Annotated in this window: 16 protein-coding genes; 13 read left to right on the forward strand and 3 right to left on the reverse strand. The window is 59.2% G+C overall.

The features are described from left to right. The first annotated feature begins 127 nt into the window (after positions 1–127). The 4 genes from pdhR (at position 128) to lpdA (ending at position 6904) form a co-directional block, all read left to right on the forward strand. Positions 128–892 carry a pyruvate dehydrogenase complex transcriptional repressor PdhR gene (pdhR, locus tag ASF13_RS11100; protein WP_056236138.1) on the forward strand — a complete coding sequence of 255 codons (765 nt, stop codon included), beginning with the start codon at positions 128–130 and terminating at the stop codon, positions 890–892. A gap of 140 nt (positions 893–1032) precedes the next feature. Further along, on the forward strand, positions 1033–3696 hold the full coding sequence (gene aceE, locus ASF13_RS11105) for a pyruvate dehydrogenase (acetyl-transferring), homodimeric type (RefSeq protein WP_056236142.1): 2664 nt from the start codon (positions 1033–1035) through the stop codon (positions 3694–3696). 13 nt (positions 3697–3709) lie between these two features. Continuing rightward, positions 3710–5311, forward strand: coding sequence for a pyruvate dehydrogenase complex dihydrolipoyllysine-residue acetyltransferase (aceF, locus tag ASF13_RS11110; RefSeq protein WP_056236145.1), 1602 nt, complete (start codon positions 3710–3712; stop codon positions 5309–5311). A gap of 168 nt (positions 5312–5479) precedes the next feature. Next, a complete protein-coding gene (gene lpdA / locus ASF13_RS11115) occupies positions 5480–6904 on the forward strand; it encodes a dihydrolipoyl dehydrogenase (RefSeq protein WP_056236394.1) in 1425 nt (474 codons plus the stop codon). A 71-nt stretch (positions 6905–6975) separates the two neighbouring features. Here lpdA and ASF13_RS11120 read toward each other — a convergent pair whose 3' ends face one another. Further along, positions 6976–8466, reverse strand: coding sequence for a UbiD family decarboxylase (locus ASF13_RS11120; protein WP_056236148.1), 1491 nt, complete (start codon positions 8464–8466; stop codon positions 6976–6978). A gap of 481 nt (positions 8467–8947) precedes the next feature. On the opposite strand from ASF13_RS11120, the gene ASF13_RS11125 reads away from it, so the two are divergent. The 4 genes from ASF13_RS11125 to ASF13_RS11140 are packed head-to-tail and all read left to right on the forward strand — an operon-like array spanning position 8948 to position 11513. Further along, a complete protein-coding gene (locus ASF13_RS11125; protein WP_056236150.1) occupies positions 8948–9649 on the forward strand; it encodes an SDR family oxidoreductase in 702 nt (233 codons plus the stop codon). Positions 9650–9658: 9 nt separating this feature from the next. Continuing rightward, the gene (locus ASF13_RS11130) at positions 9659–10333 is read left to right on the forward strand and encodes an energy-coupling factor ABC transporter ATP-binding protein (protein ID WP_056236153.1); all 675 of its coding nucleotides are present in this window, start codon (positions 9659–9661) and stop codon (positions 10331–10333) included. Continuing rightward, on the forward strand, positions 10330–10977 hold the full coding sequence (locus tag ASF13_RS11135) for an energy-coupling factor transporter transmembrane protein EcfT (protein WP_056236156.1): 648 nt from the start codon (positions 10330–10332) through the stop codon (positions 10975–10977). The genes ASF13_RS11130 and ASF13_RS11135 overlap by 4 nt, the downstream gene beginning before the upstream one ends. Next, positions 10974–11513, forward strand: coding sequence for a biotin transporter BioY (locus tag ASF13_RS11140; RefSeq protein WP_056236157.1), 540 nt, complete (start codon positions 10974–10976; stop codon positions 11511–11513). Before ASF13_RS11135 ends, ASF13_RS11140 begins: the two co-directional genes overlap by 4 nt. Positions 11514–11741: 228 nt before the next feature. On the opposite strand, the gene ASF13_RS11145 is transcribed toward ASF13_RS11140, so the two are convergent. Beyond that, complete coding sequence (locus tag ASF13_RS11145) at positions 11742–12728, reverse strand: zinc-dependent alcohol dehydrogenase family protein (protein WP_056236161.1); 987 nt, start codon at positions 12726–12728, stop codon at positions 11742–11744. Positions 12729–12830: 102 nt separating this feature from the next. On the opposite strand from ASF13_RS11145, the gene ASF13_RS11150 reads away from it, so the two are divergent. Genes ASF13_RS11150 through ASF13_RS11160 form a run of 3 tightly spaced genes read left to right on the forward strand, consistent with a single transcriptional unit; the run spans position 12831 to position 15995 of the window. Continuing rightward, complete coding sequence (locus tag ASF13_RS11150; RefSeq protein WP_056236163.1) at positions 12831–13268, forward strand: thioesterase family protein; 438 nt, start codon at positions 12831–12833, stop codon at positions 13266–13268. Beyond that, positions 13268–14824 carry a class I adenylate-forming enzyme family protein gene (locus ASF13_RS11155; protein WP_056236165.1) on the forward strand — a complete coding sequence of 519 codons (1557 nt, stop codon included), beginning with the start codon at positions 13268–13270 and terminating at the stop codon, positions 14822–14824. Before ASF13_RS11150 ends, ASF13_RS11155 begins: the two co-directional genes overlap by 1 nt. Next, positions 14781–15995, forward strand: a complete 1215-nt coding sequence (locus tag ASF13_RS11160) for a thiolase family protein (protein WP_056236169.1) — start codon at positions 14781–14783, stop codon at positions 15993–15995. Before ASF13_RS11155 ends, ASF13_RS11160 begins: the two co-directional genes overlap by 44 nt. Here ASF13_RS11160 and ASF13_RS11165 read toward each other — a convergent pair. Next, a complete protein-coding gene (locus ASF13_RS11165) occupies positions 15992–16771 on the reverse strand; it encodes an enoyl-CoA hydratase/isomerase family protein (RefSeq protein WP_056236172.1) in 780 nt (259 codons plus the stop codon). The genes ASF13_RS11160 and ASF13_RS11165 overlap by 4 nt on opposite strands. 256 nt (positions 16772–17027) lie before the next feature. On the opposite strand from ASF13_RS11165, the gene ASF13_RS11170 reads away from it, so the two are divergent. Then, positions 17028–17390, forward strand: a complete 363-nt coding sequence (locus tag ASF13_RS11170) for a YbaN family protein (protein WP_056236176.1) — start codon at positions 17028–17030, stop codon at positions 17388–17390. 303 nt (positions 17391–17693) lie between these two features. Beyond that, positions 17694–20291 carry a bifunctional aconitate hydratase 2/2-methylisocitrate dehydratase gene (acnB, locus tag ASF13_RS11175; protein WP_072166361.1) on the forward strand — a complete coding sequence of 866 codons (2598 nt, stop codon included), beginning with the start codon at positions 17694–17696 and terminating at the stop codon, positions 20289–20291. The last annotated feature ends 310 nt before the right edge of the window (positions 20292–20601 follow it).

Consider the following 20601-nt stretch of genomic DNA (forward strand, 5'->3'; position numbering starts at 1 on the left):
GAACGAGACCCCGGTCTGGTTTCGCCAGGTTGCCATATGGACATCAGGTGAATACTTTGTTACTTTACGGGCGTCTTTTTTGAATTGGTATGACCAATTTACTCTGCAAATCGGTGAAGAAGGGATAATGGCATACAGCAAAATTCGCCAACCAAAGCTCTCTGATGCTATCGAGCAGCAGCTTGAATCCCTGATTATGGAGGGGACGCTGCGTCCCGGAGAGAAACTGCTGCCCGAGCGCGAGCTGGCGGTGCAGTTTGACGTTTCCCGCCCTTCTTTACGCGAGGCTATCCAGCGCCTGGAAGCCAAAGGTCTGCTGCTGCGCCGTCAGGGCGGTGGCACCTTCGTGCAGAAAAACCTGTGGGCCAGCATGAGCGACCCGCTGATTGAACTCCTTGCCGAACACCCGGAATCCCAGTTTGACCTGTTAGAAACGCGTCATGCGCTGGAAGGGATTGCCGCCTATTACGCCGCCCTGCGCGGCACTGACGATGATATTGCCCGCATCCGCGACTGCCACCTGCAGATCCAAACCGCGCAGGACAGCGGCGATCTTGACGCCGAAGCCGGTGCCGTTATGCAGTATCAGATTGCTGTCACAGAAGCAGCGCATAATGTGGTGCTGCTGCATTTGCTCCGCAGTATGGGGCCGATGCTGGAACAGAACGTCAGACAGAACTTCGAGATGCTCTACTTACGCCGGGAGATGCTGGCGAAGGTGAGTGAACACCGCGCCAGTATTTTTCAGGCGATTGTGGCACGCGAGCCGGAGCAGGCCCGTGAAGCTTCACACCGTCACCTGGCGTTTATCGAGGAAGTATTGCTGGACAGAAGTCGGGAGCAGAGTCGTAGAGAGCGCTCCTTGCGACGTTTACAGCAACGTAAGGACTAAGCGTGGACGGAGGGCCCAGGCCCCGGATATCGCGCAGCACGTAAAACGACGGGCCTGTCTCACTGTGTTCTGGTGGCAAGAGCACAGCGAGACAGGCTCCAGACAATTCAACGAAGTAGACACAGATAAGGAATACCCCCATGTCAGAACGTTTAAATAATGACGTGGATCCGATCGAAACTCGCGACTGGCTACAGGCGATCGAATCGGTCATCCGTGAAGAAGGTGTTGAGCGCGCACAGTATCTGATCGATCAGGTTCTGAGCGAAGCACGTAAAGGCGGCGTTAAAGTGGCTGCAGGCGCAGGTGCCAGCAACTACATCAACTCAATCGCCGTTGAAGACGAGCCGGAGTACCCGGGCAACAGCTCTTTAGAGCGTCGTATTCGTTCCGCCATCCGCTGGAACGCGATCATGACCGTTCTGCGTGCGTCCAAGAAAGATCTGGAGCTGGGTGGCCATATGTCCTCCTTCCAGTCTTCTGCTACCGTATATGAAGTGTGCTTTAACCACTTCTTCCGCGCGCGTACTGAAAAAGACGGCGGCGACCTGGTGTACTTCCAGGGCCACATCTCTCCGGGCGTGTATGCCCGTGCGTTCCTCGAAGGGCGTCTGACCGAAGAGCAGATGAACAACTTCCGTCAGGAAGTTCACGGTAAAGGCCTGTCCTCTTACCCGCACCCGAAACTGATGCCTGACTTCTGGCAGTTCCCGACCGTATCTATGGGCCTGGGGCCGTTGGGTGCAATTTACCAGGCGAAGTTCCTGAAGTACCTGGAACACCGTGGCCTGAAAGACACCTCTCAGCAGACCGTTTACGCCTTCCTCGGCGACGGTGAGATGGATGAGCCGGAATCCAAAGGTGCGATCACTATCGCCACCCGCGAGAAGCTGGACAACCTGGTGTTCATCATCAACTGCAACCTGCAGCGCCTGGACGGCCCGGTCACCGGTAACGGTAAGATCATCAACGAACTGGAAGGCATCTTTAACGGCGCCGGCTGGGAAGTGATCAAAGTGATCTGGGGCGGTCGTTGGGACGAGCTGCTGCGTAACGACACCAGCGGTAAGCTGATCCAGCTGATGAACGAAACCGTTGACGGTGACTACCAGACCTTCAAATCGAAAAACGGTGCCTACGTGCGCGAGCACTTCTTCGGCAAATACCCGGAAACCGCCGCGCTGGTGAAAGACTGGTCTGACGACGAGATCTTCTCTCTGAACCGCGGTGGCCACGATCCGAAGAAAGTCTACGCGGCGCTGAAAAAAGCTCAGGACACCAAAGGCAAGCCGGTACTGATTCTGGCACATACCATCAAAGGTTATGGTATGGGCGACACCGCGGAAGGCAAAAACATTGCCCACCAGGTGAAGAAGATGAACATGGATGGCGTGCGCCATATCCGTGACCGCTTCAACGTGCCGGTTGCCGATGCTGACATCGAAAAACTGCCGTACGTGACCTTCGCAGAAGGCTCTGAAGAGCATACTTACCTGCACGCACAGCGTCAGAAGCTGGGTGGCTATGTGCCAACCCGCGAAGCCACCTTCAGCGAGAAGCTGGAGATGCCTGCGCTGGAAGATTTCCGTCAGCTGCTGGATGAGCAGAACAAAGAGATCTCCACCACCATCGCCTTCGTGCGTGCCCTGAACGTGATGCTGAAGAACCCGTCGATCAAAGATCGCCTGGTGCCAATCATCGCCGATGAAGCGCGTACCTTCGGTATGGAAGGCCTGTTCCGTCAGATCGGTATCTACAGCCCGAACGGCCAGCAGTACACCCCGCAGGACCGTGAGCAGGTTGCTTACTACAAAGAAGACGAGAAAGGTCAGATCCTGCAGGAAGGCATCAACGAACTGGGCGCAGGCGCATCCTGGCTGGCGGCGGCAACGTCTTACAGCACCAACAACCTGCCGATGATCCCGTTCTACATCTACTACTCCATGTTCGGTTTCCAGCGTATCGGCGATCTGTGCTGGGCAGCAGGTGACCAGCAGGCACGCGGCTTCCTGGTAGGCGGCACCTCCGGTCGTACCACCCTGAACGGTGAAGGTCTGCAGCACGAAGATGGTCACAGCCACATTCAGTCGCTGACTATCCCGAACTGTATCTCTTACGACCCGGCTTACGCCTATGAAGTGGCCGTGATTATGCACGACGGCCTGGTACGTATGTACGGTGAAGCGCAGGAGAATGTGTACTACTACATCACCACGCTGAACGAAAACTACCACATGCCAGCCATGCCGCAGGGCGCGGAAGAGGGTATCCGTAAGGGTATCTACAAGCTGGACAGCATCGAAGGTAGCAAAGGCAAAGTGCAGCTGCTGGGTTCAGGTTCTATCCTGCGCCACGTGCGTGATGCGGCAGAGATCCTGGCGAAAGACTACGGCGTCGGTTCTGACGTGTACAGCGTGACCTCCTTCACCGAACTGGCCCGCGACGGTCAGGACTGTGAGCGCTGGAACATGCTGCACCCAACCGACGAACCACGCGTACCGTACATCGCTCAGGTGATGAACGATGCACCGGCGGTGGCGTCTACCGACTATATGAAACTGTTTGCAGAACAGGTTCGCAGCTACGTGCCTGCCAGCGACTACCGTGTGCTGGGTACTGACGGCTTCGGTCGTTCAGACAGCCGTGAAAACCTGCGTCACCACTTCGAAGTGGATGCATCCTACGTGGTGGTTGCTGCCCTGGGTGAACTGGCTAAACGCGGCGAAATCGATAAGAAAGTGGTAGCGGAAGCGATCGCTAAGTTCAATATCGATGCTGATAAAGTTAACCCGCGTCTGGCGTAAGAGGTAAAGAGTTATGTCTATTGAAATTAACGTACCGGATATCGGCGCGGACGAAGTTGAAGTCACCGAGATCCTGGTCAAGGTTGGCGACAAAGTAGAAGTTGAGCAGTCGCTGCTGGTGGTTGAAGGCGATAAGGCTTCCATGGAAGTGCCTTCACCGCAGGCCGGTGTGGTTAAAGAGATCAAAGTCGCCACCGGCGACCGTGTCGAAACCGGCAAACTGATCATGATCTTCGAAGCGGAGGGCGGTGCTGCGGCACCGGCTCCGGCCGCTGAGAAGAAAGAAGAGGCGGCTCCGGCTGCCCCGGCTGCGGCCCCTGCGGCTGCGGCCTCTGGCCCGAAAGAAGTTCACGTACCGGACATCGGCGGCGACGAAGTTGAAGTTACCGAGATTATGGTCAAAGTGGGCGATACCGTTGAGGCCGAGCAGTCGATTCTGACCGTTGAAGGCGACAAAGCCTCAATGGAAGTACCGGCTCCGTTCGCGGGTACCGTGAAAGAGATCAAAGTCAACGCGGGCGACAAAGTCAGCACCGGTTCCCTGGTGATGGTGTTTGAAGTGGCCGGCGCTGCGCCTGCTGCTGCGGCACCGGCGGCGGCTGCTCCGGCAGCGGCGGCTCCGGCTAAGCAGGAAGAGAAAGCGGCCCCGGCTGCAGCACCTGCTAAAGCGGACGCTAAATCTGACTTCGCTGAAAACGATGCCTACGTGCATGCCACCCCGGTGATCCGCCGTCTGGCGCGCGAATTCGGTGTTAACCTGGCGAAGGTCAAAGGCACCGGTCGTAAAGGCCGTATTCTGAAAGAAGACGTGCAGACCTACGTGAAAGACGCGGTGAAACGCGCTGAAGCGCCAGCTGCCGGCGGCGGTCTGCCTGGCATGCTGCCATGGCCGAAAGTGGACTTCAGCAAGTTCGGTGAGATCGAAGAAGTCGAGATGGGCCGCATCCAGAAAATCTCGGGTGCTAACCTGAGCCGCAACTGGGTGATGATCCCACACGTGACTCACTTCGACAAAACCGATATCACCGATCTGGAAGCGTTCCGCAAGCAGCAGAACGCCGAAGCCGAGAAGCGCAAGCTGGACGTGAAGTTCACCCCGGTGGTGTTCATCATGAAAGCCGTTGCCGCTGCGCTTGAGCAGATGCCACGCTTCAACAGCTCACTGTCTGAAGACGGCCAGAAGCTGACGCTGAAGAAATACATCAACATCGGTGTGGCGGTGGATACGCCAAACGGTCTGGTGGTTCCGGTGTTCAAGGACGTCAACAACAAGGGCATTACCGAACTGTCCCGTGAGCTGATGGCCATCTCCAAAAAAGCGCGCGACGGCAAGCTGACCGCCGGCGAGATGCAGGGCGGCTGCTTCACCATCTCCAGCCTCGGTGGCATCGGGACGACTCACTTCGCGCCGATCGTTAACGCGCCGGAAGTGGCGATCCTCGGCGTCTCCAAGTCGGCGATGGAGCCGGTGTGGAACGGTAAAGAGTTCGTTCCGCGTCTGATGATGCCGATGTCGCTCTCCTTCGACCACCGGGTGATCGACGGTGCTGATGGTGCGCGCTTCATCACCATCATCAACCAGGCACTGGCCGATATTCGCCGTCTGGTGATGTAAAAGATAACAAGGCCGGCAATTGCCGGCCTTGCTTTAGAGATTCGTAGCAACGCGGTTTGCAGTTTATTAACAATTCTGTAAACTCTTGCGGTGCATACGTCCCGGTGGAAGAAGGACGTCGAGACACAAGCAGTCTGACCCGCCGGTACATCAATATAAGAGGTCATGATGAGTACAGAAATTAAAACTCAGGTCGTGGTACTTGGGGCAGGTCCTGCAGGCTACTCTGCAGCCTTCCGTGCAGCGGATTTAGGTCTGGAGACCGTAATCGTTGAGCGCTACAGCACCCTCGGTGGTGTCTGTCTGAACGTTGGCTGTATCCCTTCTAAAGCCCTGCTGCACGTGGCGAAGGTGATTGAAGAAGCGAAAGCGCTGGAAGCCCACGGCGTAGTGTTCGGTAAACCTCAGACCGACGTGGACAAAATCCGCGGCTGGAAAGAGAAAGTGATCAACCAGCTGACCGGCGGCCTGGCGGGTATGGCCAAAGGCCGTAAAGTTAAAGTAGTTAACGGCCTGGGTAAATTCACCGGCGCTAACACCCTGGTAGTGGAAGGCGAAAATGGCCCAACCACCATCACCTTCGACAACGCGATCATCGCGGCGGGTTCCCGTCCGATTCAGCTGCCGTTTATTCCTCATGAAGACCCACGCGTCTGGGACTCTACCGATGCGCTGGAGCTGAAATCTGTCCCTGAGCGCCTGCTGGTGATGGGCGGCGGTATTATCGGTCTGGAAATGGGTACCGTGTACCACGCGCTGGGCTCGCAGATCGACGTGGTTGAGATGTTTGACCAGGTGATCCCGGCTGCCGATAAAGACGTGGTGAAAGTCTTCACCAAACGTATCGAGAAGCAGTTCAACCTGATGCTCGAAACCAAAGTCACCGCCGTTGAAGCCAAAGAAGACGGTATCTACGTGACCATGGAAGGCAAGAAAGCCCCGGCTGAACCACAGCGTTACGACGCGGTGCTGGTGGCGATCGGCCGCGTACCGAACGGTAAAGGTCTGGACGCCGGTAAAGCGGGCGTGGAAGTCGACGATCGTGGCTTTATCCGCGTCGACAAGCAGATGCGTACCAACGTGCCGCACATCTTCGCCATCGGCGATATCGTCGGTCAGCCAATGCTGGCGCACAAAGGCGTGCATGAAGGCCACGTGGCGGCAGAAGTGATCTCCGGTAAGAAACACTACTTCGACCCGAAAGTGATCCCATCGATCGCCTACACCGAGCCGGAAGTTGCCTGGGTCGGTCTGACCGAGAAAGAAGCGAAAGAGAAAGGCATCAGCTACGAAACCGCCACCTTCCCGTGGGCGGCATCCGGCCGTGCTATCGCCTCTGACTGCGCTGAAGGTATGACCAAACTGATCTTCGACAAAGAGACTCACCGCGTGATTGGTGGTGCGATTGTCGGCACCAACGGCGGCGAGCTGCTGGGTGAGATTGGCCTGGCGATCGAGATGGGCTGCGATGCAGAAGATATCGCGCTGACCATCCACGCGCACCCGACTCTGCACGAGTCCGTGGGCCTGGCGGCAGAGATCTTCGAAGGCAGCATCACCGACCTGCCAAACGCGAAAGCGAAGAAGAAGTAATTCGCCTCACGTAACAGAAAACGGCCCTTTGCAGGGCCGTTTTTTTTTGCACTGCACTCGCGCAACGGGGGTTATGCTTTTCTGCCGGAGGCCGAGGCGGAGAATGCCTCAGTCACTTTGTTCTGCAGTGCCTCCGGGTAGGAGGTCCTGAAGCCGGAAGGCACAATCGGATCGTTTACCGCGTTCGGGTTGGAACCTAACAGGCCGACATGAATCGCCAGCCGTGCCTGGTGCATTTTACGCTCTTCGGGGGTAAATACCGGCGGCATATCGGTAATGTAGCGCTGTTTGGTCATCCGCGTGCCGTTCTGCGGATGCACGCGGGAGGCCCAGGCCCACAGCACGTCGCCGGGATGGGTGGAGTCAATATCACTGTCGATAATCAGCGCATGGGCGATCACGTAACTCATCGGCGAGCCCAGGATCGCCGCCTCCAGCTTGTCGATGAACGCATGCACGCTGGCGTACTGTTGCTGCCATTCAGGCGCCACCCGCACCACCAACAGGTGCAGCGCGGTTTCCGGTGCCATCCAGGCGTCCAGTACCGGCAATCCGGCTTCTTTCAGCGCTAATGTGAAGGTACTTGAGCCGCCAATGCCGATAATGACGTGGTCGTCGTCAATCGGCTTCCCGGCAGGGATGGTGCCGAGTATGGGCTGATTCACGTGGGCGATGGTTAACACTTCACCAACCAGCTCATGGCACTTATCCGCCAGCAGGTAACCGTGGTATTCGCCAAAAGGTCCCTCTTCATGCAGTGTGTCGATCGACATTTCACCTTCTATCACCATCTCACAGGTGGCCGGAACGTCCAGCTTACCGCTCGGGGTGGCAGCAATCTCAATACCTTCGCCAAACCAGCCGCCCAGTACGTCGGCTTCATCCACTTCAGCCGGTACGCGGATGCCTGATATCGCCGTCACCGCCGGTTCCGGTGCCAGCGCAATGGCAAACGGCATTTTTTTATTCAGCTTTTTCCACTCTTCATGGATCATGGCGAAGTGCTGATGCGGGCGCGTCCACACCGTCAGATGATTTTTGTCCACGCGCATAACGCGACAGATATGCCAGTTGGTCCAGCGACCGTCCGGGGTGCGAACCACCATGGTGCCAATAGTATTCAGGTAATCCCCGCCATCACCATCATGCAGAAACGGGCAGGGAACCTTAAACAGATCGACGTTATTCCCTTTAATGACGTTCTGCATAAATGCAGGGGAGTCTACCTGAACCGGCTTAATCCGCTTTTCAGGGGAGAATCCTTCCACCTGTTTAATCATCTCTAAAGGATGAATAAAGGGATCGAATCCTAAAGCGGTGGCTATTCTTGAGTAAGGATGTGTGAAAAATGAACTGCAGGATAATACGCCGGTGGTCATTGAAAAATCGGGATAACCTTTAATGTTTTCCATGACCGTCATCGGCTGGCGCTGTTCAATTACGTAGCGTGAGATGGCACCGATCTCCAGATGCGGATCGACCGGGCTGCTGTATTTCTGCAGGTCGCCCTGTTTGTTAAGAATTTCCAGGTATTCCCGAAAACTTTTGATATGTCTTCTCAATGTAGATGTCCTTTTTATGGCGTGTAATGAAGTTATTTAATTCGCATTCGCTGATGTTTTAGCGTGCTGCGCGCGGTAGGTTATTTACCTGATTCATTAAAAAATACAGGTGAAGAGGGGAGGGTGGGTGTCATTGAGTGCGGTTTTTTTTTAATATATTTTAAAATGGAAAAATACATCATCGATATGCCCCGCTGTTTACGGCGGATGTGACTGAAATAAGATATAGAGAGGAGCAAACAATACGCTCTGGCAGAGCAATTTATTTCGAGTCATTTAATCAGGACGCGATAATTATTTTATCGTGCTCATTCGATACCGGTCTTACATATCAGGCGACGACCGCTATTCTTCACAATATCAACATTCACCGAATGAATCGCCTGTTTTGTGTTCAGTTGTAAATCATGATGTTCATTTTATTTTTACCTAAAATAGCGTATCGTTGCTGCTCGCATTTTCCCGTTACAGGTTGACCGTGTTGAACAACGTTGCCCTGATCACCGGTGCCAGCCGGGGGATCGGCCACCATCTTGCCCGCCATTTTTATGATCTGGGCTACACGCTGATTCTGATTGCCCGCCACGCCCCGGCGCTGGAGGCCTTTGCCGCCACGCGGGATCCTGCCCGCATCACCACGCTGGCGGTGGATCTCAGCAACACGGCCACCGCTGAACCGCTGCTGCGGCAGGCGTTAAGCGACCATGCCCGCATCGACGTGCTGGTTAACGCCGCCGGCATCTTCCGCCCCGGCTCCACGCAGACGCCGGTGGACGATTTCAGCGCGCTGCTGGCGACCAACGTCACCGCTATTCACCTGCTGTGCCAGCTGTGCACGCCGTGGCTGCTGAAATCAGCGCAGGGGCGCATCTTTAACCTTGCCTCGATCAGCGGCGTGCAGCCGTTTGGCAGCGTCGCCAGCTATGCCGCCAGCAAACATGCGCTGGTCGGCTACAGCCGTTCCATTGCCCGCGAGCTTGGCGCACAGGGGATTAAGGTCACCACCCTTTGCCCGGACGTGGTGAATACCGATATGGCCGAAGGGTCCGGGCTGACGGCGGAAGAGATGCTGAGCACGGAAGATATCTGCCGCGCGGTTGATTTTGTTATGTCGCTGTCACCGGCAGCGGTGGTGGAGCAGCTGACCATCGGGCGGCAGCCGCGCCCGCGTCAACCACGTTAAGAGTAAGCGATGATTGAACTGAACGGAGTTTCTCACGCCTTCGGTGCCCGCGAAGTGCTGAAAGAGATCACCCTGCGGCTCACCGAAAAACGCATCGGCATCGTTGGCAGTAACGGCTGCGGCAAAAGCACCTTCGCGCGCCTGCTGAATGGCCTGCTGCTGCCGCAGCAAGGCGAGGTGGTGGTCGACGGACTGAACACCCGCAAAGAGGGCAAGGCGGTGCGGCGCAAGGTTGGCTTTGTGTTTCAGAATCCGGATAACCAGATCGTCTTCCCGGTAGTGGAGGAAGATCTGGCCTTCGGCATGAAGAACCTGGGATTACCGAAAGCCGTTATCCGTGAACGAACCGATGCCGCGCTGGCGCGCTACGATCTGCAGGATCTGCGCCAGCACCCGGCGCACCTGCTGAGCGGCGGCCAGAAGCAGCTGCTGGCGATCTCCGGCGTGCTGGTGATGGAGCCGGACTATATCGTCTTCGATGAGCCGACCACGCTGCTGGACCTGCGTAACAAGCGCCGCATTGCCGAAGCGATCGCCGCGCTGGACCAGACCGCAATTGTGGTTTCCCACGATCTGGAATTTTTACAGGATTTTGACCGCGTGCTGGTCTTTGACCACGGGCGGGTAGTGATTGACGAGGTGCCCGCCGTGGCGCTGAAGGAGTATGTCAGGATGATGTCATGACCTTAAGTGATTACGTACCGGGCGACTCGCTGATTCACCGCCTGCCGCCGGGCATTAAGATCCTTGCGCTGGCGCTGACCGGGACGCTGCTGTTTGCCGTTCCACGCCTCGAGCTGGCTGCTGCCGCGCTGCTGCTGGTTGGGCTGTTCTATCCGCTGGCGGGTATCCCGCTGCGGATGATGGTGTTGCAGCTGAAGCCGCTGCTGTGGATCCTGCTGCTGCTGTTTGCCGTGCAGTGGTGGCTGGTCAGCTGGCAGTCCGCCACCGTGGTGGCGCTGCGGCTGATGGCGCTGATGCTGGCCGCGTCGCTGGTCACGCTGACCACCCGGGTCAGTGAGATGGTGGATGCGCTGGAAAAGGGGCTGTTCTGGCTGCGTTTTCTACGCATCAACCCGGCGAAGGTCAGCATGGCGCTGTCGCTGGCGCTGCGCTTTATCCCGGTACTGGCGGCGATTACCGCTGAAGTCCGCGAGGCGCAGCGCGCGCGCGGGCTGGAGCGCAGCATTATCGCCGTAGCGATCCCGGTGCTGGTGCGCACGCTGAAAATGGCCGACGATATCGCCGCCGCGCTGGACGCCCGCGCATACGATCCCCACGCTTCCCGCCCGCAGGCGGCGGATAAACCTTTGAGAGAATCTGAATGACCACCCGCGATATTGTGTACATTGCGCTGTTTGCCGCGCTGACCGCCGCGCTCGGCCTGTTTCCGGCCTTTACCCTGCCGGTGATTGGCGTGCCGATCACCGCGCAGACCATGGGCTGCATGCTGGCCGGTGCCATTGCCGGGGCAAAGCGTGGCGCGCTGGCGCTGCTGCTGTTTGTGGTGCTGGTGGCGATGGGGCTGCCGCTGCTGGCCGGTGGTCGCGGCGGGCTGGGGATCTTTATCGGGCCGAGCGGCGGCTTTATCCTGTCATGGCCGCTGGCGGCGCTGGCGATCGGTGCGCTGTATCAGCGTAACCTGTTACGTCTGAATGCGGTGAAAGAGGCGCTGTTTATGGTGGCGGGCGGTATTGTGCTGATTTACGGCTGTGGCATTCCCTGGGTGTCGCTGGTGGCCGGCGTCAGCCTGAAGCAGGCCGCGCTGGGCAGCCTTGGTTTTATCCCCGGTGACCTGGTGAAGGTGGCGCTGGCGGTGGTGATTGCCCGCGCGGTGCGCCGGGCTTACCCGACGCTGGGCTAAGCCGGGCAGCACGTTAACCTGCAGATGCAGATGCAGATGCAGATGCTGGCGCGCTGGCCACCATCGCATCAAAACGTCCGGGGAGAGCTGAGGCCGGACTAAGCCTGGCATCTGGCGAACCCGTTATGCCGATTGTGGGTGCACTGGCCGCTATCGCATCAAGGCGGCCGGCGAGCCCGGCGCGACAGGTCGAGAGTGCCGCGCCGGGACAAAAATGCAGTAAGGTGCTTACAGCCTCAGCAGGATTTTCCCTTTCAGCTCACCGGAGAGCACCGCCGCTGCCGCCAGCTGGATCTGTTCCAGCGGAAATTCGGCGGCGATCTCAGTGGCGATAATGCCGTCGCTGATCATTGCCATCACCTCGTCAATGCGCTGCTGCACCCGCGCTTTCTCATGCGAATGTACCCACATGCGCAGGTGAAAGTTGCTGAAGCGGATATCCGGGCGGCTGCGCCAGAAGGTGGCCGGGATCGGTCGGCCGGAGAGCAGGCCGTAGTGGATAAACTGCCCGCCCGGCGTCAGCACCTCCGCCAGCTGCAGCGATTCCTCACCGCCGATGCAGTCGAGGATCGCCGCCACGCCGCCGCTGGCTTTCAGCTCTGCCAGCGCCTGCGGGTAGCCGCCGTCGCTGCTGTTCAGCACCCGTTCGGTGCGGTCGGCGGCGAACAGGCCGGTGTTTTCCGCCCGGCGCACGATGGCGATCGGTGCCAGCCCCATCTGACTGGCCATGCGGATTAACGTGCGGCCAATCGCCGAGTTGGCCGCGTTGATAATAATGCGCATGCCCGGCGCGAAGTCGAGCTCTTCCTTCAGCATCAGCAGCGCGGTCATCGGGTTAACGTAGCTGGTGGCCGCCTGGCGATCGCTGACGAAGTCCGGGACGGTAAAGCACCACTGTGGCTCGCTCTCTTTGACGTTCTGCCACGCGCCCATACTGCCCACCGGCAGCACGCGGGTGCCGACCGGCAGCTGCGGGTCGCGGCTTTCACTCACGCTGCCCACGCCTTCAAAACCTGGCACGAAGGGCAGGGCGATGCGTGAGCGATAGGCACCGGAGAGGGTGATAATGTCGGAGGGATTGATGGTAGCGAAGGCCATCTTTACCCGCACCTTACCTGCAGGTAACTCGGGCAACGGGCACGATTCAAGCCGCAGAATATCGCGGATATCACCGAACTCGCGTACCATCGCCCTGGTGAATAATTGCTCTTTCATGATATCTTTTTCTTCGTGACGACCCGGTTAAAAGCCTATCCCATTAGGCTGTTTTATGAGTCAGTATGCCTAATGGGATAGGCTTTACAGGTAAACAGCAGTATGCAGCAGCAGTATAATAGCGAAACATTTCGGGTATCAATGCGCGATATCGACCTCAACGGTCACGTGCATAATTCGGTCTATCTGGATTATTTCGAAGATGCGGTGGTTAACGCCTTCCGGCGGGCGGCGATACTGCCGCTGTTCCGTCCGGCGACGGCGGGGGTGGCCTATCACGTGAAGAAATGCGAGGCGACCTTTCTGCAGCCGCTGTCGGTGGATGATGTGGTAACGCCGCAGGTGAAGATTGAGAAGCTCGGCAACAGCAGCCTGATTTTCGCTATCGATCTTTACGGCGAAAACAGCCCGCAGCCCTGTGCACAGGGTAAGCTGGTGTGGGTGTGCGTGGGGTTAAGCGATAATAGACCCTGCCCGATCCCGCTGCCCGCGCGCGAGGCGCTGACCCGCCACTTCGCCTTCAGCGAGGCGCAGGGCTGATGCCGGTTCATGACCGGGTACAGCAACATGCGCAAACCCGCCCTGATGCCATCGCGGTGGACATCGACGGCCAGCGGCTTAGCTGGCGGCAGCTGTCGCTGCGTTCGCTGGCGCTTTACCAGTATATTCACAGCCAGCCAGCCGCCAGCGGCATTGTGGCGATCGCCACCGGCAATGATATCGGCTTTCCGGTGTGCTGGCTGGCGGCCACCGCGCAGCCGGGCGTGGCGGCAATTCTCGATCCGCAGCTGCCACAGGCGCAGCTGCAGGATATCCTCACGCGGCTGGCGCCGGATCTGCTGCTGCTGAAATCGCATGACCGCCCGCTGATCGCACTGGCCGATCGGCTGGCGATCCGCTGGCTGGCGGTCGATGACTGGCAGCCGTCGTCAGCGCCTGCATCGGATGACGTCCCCCCGATCGCCGCAACGCCCCGGCTCTTCAAAGCCTTCACCGCCGGGATGCAGGACGCCACGCCATTCCTGATCAACTTCACCTCCGGCACCACCAGCCTGCCGAAGGCGTTCAGCCGCTCGCGTCGCTCGTGGCGCAGCAGTTTTGAAAACGGCGAAGCCATTTTCGGCCTGGATGCTGCCCCCTCCACGCTGTTTCCCGGCCCGCTGGCGCACGGCATCGGCCTCTACTGCCTGAATGAAACCCTTTACGCCGGCGGCACCTTCTACAGCATGGGCCGCTGGCAGCCTGCCGCCGCGCTGGACCTGATGGCGCAGCTGAACATTGCGCGGCTGGTGGTGGTGCCGACGATGATTAACGGTCTGGCCCGAGCAGCCAGCGGAGCCAGCAATGTCAGCCTGCCCACGCTGAAACAGCTGCTCAGCGCCGGGGCCAAGCTGGAGCTGAACCATTACCGGCAGGCGCGCGCGCTGTTCCCGCTGGCGACGATGCAGGAGTATTACGGCGCGTCCGAGCTGGGGTTTATCGCCTTCAATACGCTGGATGACGACAACATCAGCGCCTCGCTGGCCACCGTCGGTCTGGCCTTCCCCGGCACCACGCTCTCCATCCGTGACGATAACGGCGGGTTGCTGCCGCCGGGCCAGCCGGGCACCATCTGGCTGCAGAGTGAGCAGATCATCAATGGCTATCTGTGGGGCGACGACGGCCAGGCGTTTGTACGGCGGCCCTGGGGCGCGACGGTGGCCGATATCGGCTGGCTGGACGCGCAGCAGCGGCTGCACGTGATCGGCCGGCGGGGCAATATGATCCTCAGCGGCGGCAATAATATCTACCTGGCTGAAATCGAATCGCTGATCAAATCATTGCCCGGCGTGATCGAGGCGGTGGTGATCGCGGTTGCCGACGGCGATGCCGGGCAGAAGGCGGTGGCGATCGTTGAAGGATCAGAGACCTGCCTGCAAACACTGCCGCAGCAGTGCCGCCAGCGGCTGGCAAAATATAAACTTCCCCGCCACTATTTCCGTACGGAAAGCTGGCCACTGACCGCCAGCGGCAAAATTAAACGCGCCGACCTGGCTGAGAGGATCGCACACCGTGACCGCCACCCTGAACTCACTGAAATTCCAGCCCGCGGATGACCAGCAGCCGGTGATCGTTGCCGCCTGCCGCACCCCGGTGGGGCGGGCATACGGCGCGCTGGCCGGGCTGCCGATGGAGGCGCTGCTGGCTCCGCTGTTTACCCGGTTACGGGCGGCGCTGCCTGACGGCTATAGCGCCATCGATGAGGTGATTATCGGTAACGCCACCGGCGGGGGCGGCAATATCGCCCGGCTGGCGGCGCTGGCCGCCGGACTGCCGCTGGCGGTGCCGGCGGTCACGGTCGACCGCCAGTGCGGCTCGGGGCTGGAGGCGGTAATTAACGCCTGCCGTCTGGTGCAGGCCGGTGCCGGCGAGTGCTACCTGGCGGGCGGCGTTGAAAGCGTCAGCACCGCGCCGTGGCGGGTGGAGAAACCGGCCAGCCTGAAGCAGCTGCCGCGCTTTTACGCCCGCGCCCGCTTCTCGCCGGATGAGGTCGGCGACCCGGAGATGGGCATCGCCGCCGAAAACGTCGCCCGCCAGTGCGGCATCAGCCGCGAGCGTCAGGATGCCTTTGCGCTGCGCAGCCATCAGCGGGCCGTGGCGGCGCAGCAGCAGGGGGCTTTTGCAGGCGAGATCGTGCCGCTGGCGGTTAACGGTAAGCCGGTCGCGGTGGATGAGTGCCCGCGTCCGGCCACTTCGCTGGAGCGGCTGGCCGCCCTGCCGCCGGTGTTTACGGAAAACGGCACGGTGACCGCCGGTAACTGCTGCCCGCTGAACGACGGCGCGGCGCTGCTGCTGGTGATGAGCCGCCGCCGGGCACGGGAGTGCGGGTTCAGCGACGGGCTGCTGTTTGCCGATGCCTGCAGCGCGGGCGTCGACCCGAACCTGCTGGGCCTTGGCCCGGTGCCCGCCACCCAGAAGCTGCTGGCACGCCAGCCCGCGTTACGTCTCGATGACGTGGCGGCGATTGAGTTTAACGAAGCCTTTGCCGCCCAGGTGCTCGGCTCGCTGGATGCGCTGGGCATCGACGAGCAGCGGGTTAACCTGCAGGGTGGGGCGATCGCGCTCGGCCACCCTTACGGCGCCTCCGGCGCGATGATGGTCACCCGGCTGTTCAGCCAGCTGGTCAGCACACAGCGTTACGATGAGCAGGGGCTGGCGATGCTCGGCATTGCCGGCGGGCTGGGACTGAGTGCGCTGTTTCAGGCGATCCGGCTTCAGGGCAGTTAGCGCCCCTGCCAGTTCGGCTGACGGTGCTCCGACCGCGCCAGCAAACTCTCCTGATAATCCTCGCTGGCCTGCAGCTGCCGCAGCTCGGCGTCGCTGCGATCCGGCAGTCCGTCAATCGCCGCCTGCAGCAGCGCATTGCAGGCCTGCACCGCCAGCGGCGCGTTGCGGTTCAGGCGCGCGGCCAGCGCCAGCGCCGCCTCTGGCAGCTGTTCCGGCGGCACCACCTGGCTAAACAGCCCGGCGGCCAGCGCCCGTGCGGCGCTCAGCGGCTCAGCGGCCAGCAGCAGCTGGCGGGCCAGCGCGACGGGCAGCCGCTTTGCCAGCTGCTCTATTGCCCCACCCAGCGGCAGCAGCCCGTGCTGCACCTCCGGCAGCGCAATCTTTGCCTCCTCTGCGGCGAGAATAAAGTCACAGCTCAGCGCCAGCTCCAGCCCGCCGCCGTAAGCGTGGCCGTTCAGCGCCGCAATCCAGATCTTACGCCGCGGCAGGTGCTGCAGCGGACTCCAGCCGCCCGCGCTATTGCGCAGCCCTTTACCGCCCCCGGTAAACGCCTCCTGCAGGTCGGCGCCGCTGCAGAATACCGTGCCGCTGCCGGTGAGGATCACCGTGCGGATCGCGCTCTCCTGCTCTGACCACGCCAGCCACTGCGCCAGCTCATTGACCATCTGCGCGTTATAAGCGTGGCGCGCGTCGGGGCGGTGCAGGGTCAGGCGCAGAACATGCTGTTGCGGGAAGTCGGCCAGCAGCATCCGGCTGGCGGGGGAAGGTAAAGGCATCGCAGCTCCTGTGGGTAGGGGACACGGTCGCTGGCTCGCCCCTGCATTAAATACATCAATTGTTGATTTAATCCGGGGTGAGTATAACGGTTTCATCGACAACCGGCGGGAAGAGAATGATGAAACAGAGAACCGCCGGCACGCCGGGCTTCCTGCTCTGTTCAGCGTGCGCATTCTGTTAGGCGGATTCAGTTGCACTTTGATGTTAATGAAATGAGAATAAGTCGTATTTCTTAGCGGGCAGGAAGAGTCACGGATGAAGGGACTGAAGCGCATTATGTATCAGCTGCTGGCGGTGGTCAGCCTGGCGCTAGCGGTTGCCGGGTTTATCCTGCCCGGCCTGCCCTGCACCGAATTCGTCCTGCTGGCCACCTGGGCGGCGGCGCGCAGCTCGCCGCGCCTGCATGCGTGGATCTTACGCCACCGCTGGTTTGGCCCGCTGCTGACCCACTGGCAGCGCGGTATTCTGCCGCGAAAAGCCAAGTGGCTGGCCACCGCCTCAATGACGGTAACCGCCGTGATTATGGCGCTGACCGTGCCGCATCTGCCCAGCGTGGCGATCTCGGTGGGCTGTATGTGCCTGGTGCTGCTGTGGCTGTGGCGACGGCCGGAAGCCTGAGCAGCCGCTATTTTGTAACCTGTTTTTATAACGTTTTCTGATAGAAGGCGGCGGCAGATAACTATTTTTAACCAGTAATACGCATAAAATAGCGTAATGTAGGGTTGTAACCGCCCATAACCCTTTAGATATAAGGGATTCTGCGGTAATGTTGCTTTTTTGTAAACAGATTAACAAGCGAGCGGAATCCTGCTATGCTGCCCCACGCACAACCGGGCACCTTACCCTACACATGGAACGTCTCACACTGCGGTGATGCAGGTGGCCCGGGATGCTAAATACAATGAGAGCGAGGAGAACGTCGTGCTAGAAGAATACCGTAAGCACGTTGCCGAGCGTGCTGCCCAGGGGATCGTTCCTAAACCGTTAGATGCTTCCCAAATGGCCGCGCTGGTTGAACTGCTAAAAGCCCCTCCAGCGGGTGAAGAAGAATTCCTGTCCGATCTGTTAATCAATCGAGTGCCGCCGGGCGTAGATGAAGCGGCGTACGTCAAAGCCGGTTTCCTTGCCGCCGTCGCAAAAGGCGAAGCGACTTCTCCTCTGGTTACTCCTGAAAAAGCCGTTGAGCTGCTGGGCACCATGCAGGGCGGATACAACATCCATGCGCTGATTGACGCGCTGGATGATGACAAGCTGGCCGCGATTGCCGCCGAAGCGCTGTCCCACACCCTGCTGATGTTCGACAACTTCTACGATGTGGAAGAGAAAGCCAAAGCCGGTAACCCACACGCGAAAAAAATTATCCAGTCGTGGGCAGACGCCGAGTGGTTCCTGAAACGCCCTAAACTGGCTGAAAAAATCACCGTCACCGTGTTTAAAGTGACCGGCGAAACCAATACCGACGACCTCTCTCCGGCGCCGGATGCCTGGTCACGCCCGGATATTCCACTGCACGCGCTGGCAATGCTGAAAAACGCCCGTGACGGCATCGAACCCGACGATGCCGGCAACGTTGGCCCGATCAAACAGATCGAAGCGCTGCAGCAGAAAGGTTTCCCGCTAACCTACGTCGGTGACGTGGTCGGTACCGGTTCATCACGTAAATCCGCCACCAACTCGGTGTTGTGGTTTATGGGCGATGACATCCCTTACGTGCCGAACAAGAAAGGCGGCGGCGTCTGCCTCGGCGGTAAAATCGCGCCAATCTTCTTTAACACCATGGAAGATGCCGGTGCGCTGCCGATCGAAGTCGACGTCGACAGGCTGAATATGGGCGATGTGATCGACATCTACCCGTATAAAGGCGAAGTGCGTAACCACGACACCGATGAAGTGCTGGCAACCTTCGAACTGAAAACCAACGTGCTGCTGGATGAAGTGCGCGCCGGTGGCCGTATCCCGCTGATTATCGGCCGTGGTCTGACCACCAAGGCGCGTGAAGCGCTGGGCCTGCCGCACAGCGACGTGTTCGAGCAGGCGAAAGACGTGGCGGAAAGCAGCCGCGGCTACTCGCTGGCGCAGAAGATGGTGGGCCGCGCCTGTGGCGTGGAAGGCATCCGTCCTGGCGCCTACTGCGAACCGAAAATGACCTCGGTAGGCTCGCAGGACACCACCGGCCCGATGACCCGTGATGAGCTGAAAGACCTCGCCTGCCTCGGCTTCTCGGCTGACCTGGTGATGCAGTCCTTCTGCCACACTGCGGCCTATCCGAAACCGGTGGACGTGACCACTCACCATACGCTGCCGGACTTCATTATGAACCGCGGTGGCGTGTCGCTGCGTCCGGGTGACGGGGTGATCCACAGCTGGCTGAACCGTATGCTGCTGCCGGATACCGTCGGTACCGGCGGTGACTCGCACACCCGCTTCCCGATCGGAATCTCCTTCCCGGCAGGCTCCGGCCTGGTGGCCTTTGCCGCCGCTACCGGCGTGATGCCGCTGGATATGCCGGAGTCGGTGCTGGTGCGCTTTAAAGGCGAAATGCAGCCGGGTATCACCCTGCGTGACCTGGTGCACGCCATTCCGCTGTACGCAATCAAAGCCGGCCTACTGACCGTGGAGAAGAAAGGTAAGAAAAACATCTTCTCCGGCCGCGTGCTGGAAATTGAAGGTCTGCCGCAGCTGAAAGTGGAGCAGGCGTTTGAACTGACCGACGCCTCCGCCGAACGTTCTGCCGCCGGTTGTACCATCAAGCTGGATAAAGAGCCGATTATCGAGTATCTCAGCTCCAATATCGTGCTGCTGAAGTGGATGATCTCCGAAGGCTACGGCGATCGCCGTACGCTGGAGCGCCGTATTCAGGGTATGGAGAAGTGGCTGGCCAATCCTGAACTGCTGGAAGGCGACGCCGATGCCGAATACGCCGCGGTGATCGAAATCGACCTGGCAGAGATCAAAGAGCCGATCCTCTGCGCACCAAACGACCCGGACGACGCCCGTCTGCTGTCTGACGTGCAGGGTGAGAAGATCGACGAAGTGTTTATTGGTTCGTGCATGACCAACATCGGCCACTTCCGTGCCGCCGGTAAACTGCTGGATGCGCACAAAGGCCAGCTGCCAACCCGCCTGTGGGTGGCTCCGCCAACCAAGATGGATGCGGCGCAGCTGACCGAAGAGGGCTACTACAGCGTGTTCGGTAAGAGCGGCGCGCGCATTGAGATCCCGGGCTGTTCACTGTGTATGGGTAACCAGGCACGTGTTAAGGATGGCGCGACGGTGGTCTCCACCTCCACGCGTAACTTCCCGAACCGTCTGGGTACCGGCGCGAACGTGTTCCTCGCCTCGGCAGAGCTGGCGGCGGTGGCATCCCTGCTGGGCAAACTGCCAACGCCGGATGAGTATCAGCAGTTTATGGTTCAGGTGGATAAAACCGCGGCGGATACCTACCGTTATCTGAACTTTGATCGGCTGAGCCAGTACACCGACAAAGCTGACGGCGTGATTTTCCAGACCGCGGTCTGATTAATCAGCGTAATAAAAAAGAGCCGACTATCGGCTCTTTTTTTTGGTGCAAGTTAATGTCTTATTTTTAATTAAACTCGCATCTTGTTTAATTTCCGTCTTGTTTTTTCTCATTTCCTGTCATTTATCTCCTTAATTATTCATTAATACTGCCTGTTAAGCCGTTATTGAATTGCCTGGCTGAGGCCACCGTTGCAGAATTCCGGGCTGAAAAGGTCGCTGTTAATGCCACAGGAAATGATGTCATGTTTACGCCTCAACAAAATGGAAAAAGAACATTCCGCCGCCAGATATTGTCAGTACTGATACC

It is taken from the genome of Erwinia sp. Leaf53 (genome assembly GCF_001422605.1).
GTDB lineage: Bacteria > Pseudomonadota > Gammaproteobacteria > Enterobacterales > Enterobacteriaceae > Erwinia.